Annotated in this window: 2 protein-coding genes; both read left to right on the forward strand. The window is 67.2% G+C overall.

Going from position 1 to position 1,496, the window contains the following annotated elements:
* Positions 1–12: 12 nt before the first annotated feature.
* Complete coding sequence (locus CIB93_RS36930; protein ID WP_096633125.1) at positions 13–798, forward strand: electron transfer flavoprotein subunit beta/FixA family protein; 786 nt, start codon at positions 13–15, stop codon at positions 796–798.
* An 81-nt stretch (positions 799–879) separates the two neighbouring features.
* Positions 880–1,496, forward strand: a 617-nt coding sequence (locus tag CIB93_RS36935) for an electron transfer flavoprotein subunit alpha/FixB family protein (RefSeq protein ID WP_373558844.1), incomplete at its 3' end; no start/stop codon positions are given.

Consider the following 1,496-nt stretch of genomic DNA (forward strand, 5'->3'; position numbering starts at 1 on the left):
AGGAGAGCCGGCGTGAGCTTGAGGATCGTTGTCTGTGTGAAGTACGTGCCCGACGCGTCCGGTGACCGGCGTTTCGCCGATGATCTGACGTTGGATCGTGAGGATGTCGACGGTCTGTTGTCGGAGCTGGACGAGTACGCGGTCGAGCAGGCGTTGCAGATCGCTGACGAGGCGGACGATGCGGAGATCACCGTGGTGACGGTGGGTCCGGAGGATGCCAAGGACGCGTTGCGCAAGGCGTTGTCGATGGGTGCGGACAAGGCGGTTCACGTCGAGGACGACGATCTGCACGGTACGGATGTGATGGGGACGTCGCTGGTGCTGGCGAAGGCCGTGGAGAAGACCGGGTATGACCTGGTGATCTGCGGGATGGCGTCGACGGACGGTGTGATGGGTGTGCTGCCGGCGTTGCTGGCGGAGCGTCTGGGTGTGCCGCAGGTGACGCTGTTGTCGGAGGTGGCGGTGAGCGGGGGTGTGGTGACCGGGCGTCGTGACGGTGACACGGCCACGGAGCGTCTTGAGGCGTCGCTTCCGGCGGTGGTGTCGGTGACCGATCAGTCGGGTGAGGCGCGTTACCCGTCGTTCAAGGGGATCATGGCGGCGAAGAAGAAGCCGGTGCAGTCGCTGGATCTGGATGATCTGGGTCTGGAGGCGGACGAGGTGGGTCTGGCGGGTGCGTGGACGGCGGTGGATTCCGCGACGGAGCGTCCGGCGCGTACGGCGGGCACGATCGTGAAGGACGAGGGTGAGGGCGGCAGGCAGCTCGCCGAGTTCCTCGCGGGCCAGAAGTTCATCTAGTCCGCGTTTCCCGGCCCGGCACGGGCTGTCCGTTCCCGATCCGTCCCTCTCTTCTTCTGTTCTCGTCTGGAGTGCGTTGTCATGGCTGAAGTTCTTGTTCTTGTCGATCATGTGGACGGTGCGGTCCGCAAGCCCACGCTGGAGCTGTTGACGCTGGCTCGTCGGATCGGTGATCCGGTCGCGGTGGCGTTGGGTGCTGGTGCGGAGGCGACCGCGGGGGTGCTGGGTGAGCACGGTGCGGTGAGGGTTCTGACGGCGGATGCGCCGGAGTTCGCCGAGTACCTGGTGGTTCCGAAGGTGGATGCGTTGCAGGCGGCGTTCGAGGCGGTCTCGCCGGTGGCGGTGCTGGTGGTGTCCTCGGCCGAGGGCAAGGAGATCGCCGCTCGTCTCGCGGTGCGGGTCGGTTCGGGCATCATCACCGATGCCACGGATCTGGAGGCCGGTGAGGAGGGTCCGGTCGCGACGCAGGCGGTGTTCGCCGCTTCGTACACGACCAGGTCCCGGGTTTCCAGGGGTGTTCCGGTGATCACGGTGAAGCCGAACTCGGCGGCGGTCGAGCCTGTTGCCGCTGCGGGTGCGGTCCAGGCGCTGGCGGTGTCGTTCGGTGAGGCGGCCAGGGGGACGAAGGTCACCGCGCGTACGCCGCGTGAGTCGACGGGGCGCCCGGAGCTGACGGAGGCGGCGATCGTGGTGTCCGG

The sequence above is a fragment of the Streptomyces sp. WZ.A104 genome (assembly GCF_002382885.1).
In the GTDB taxonomy this organism is placed as follows: domain Bacteria; phylum Actinomycetota; class Actinomycetes; order Streptomycetales; family Streptomycetaceae; genus Streptomyces.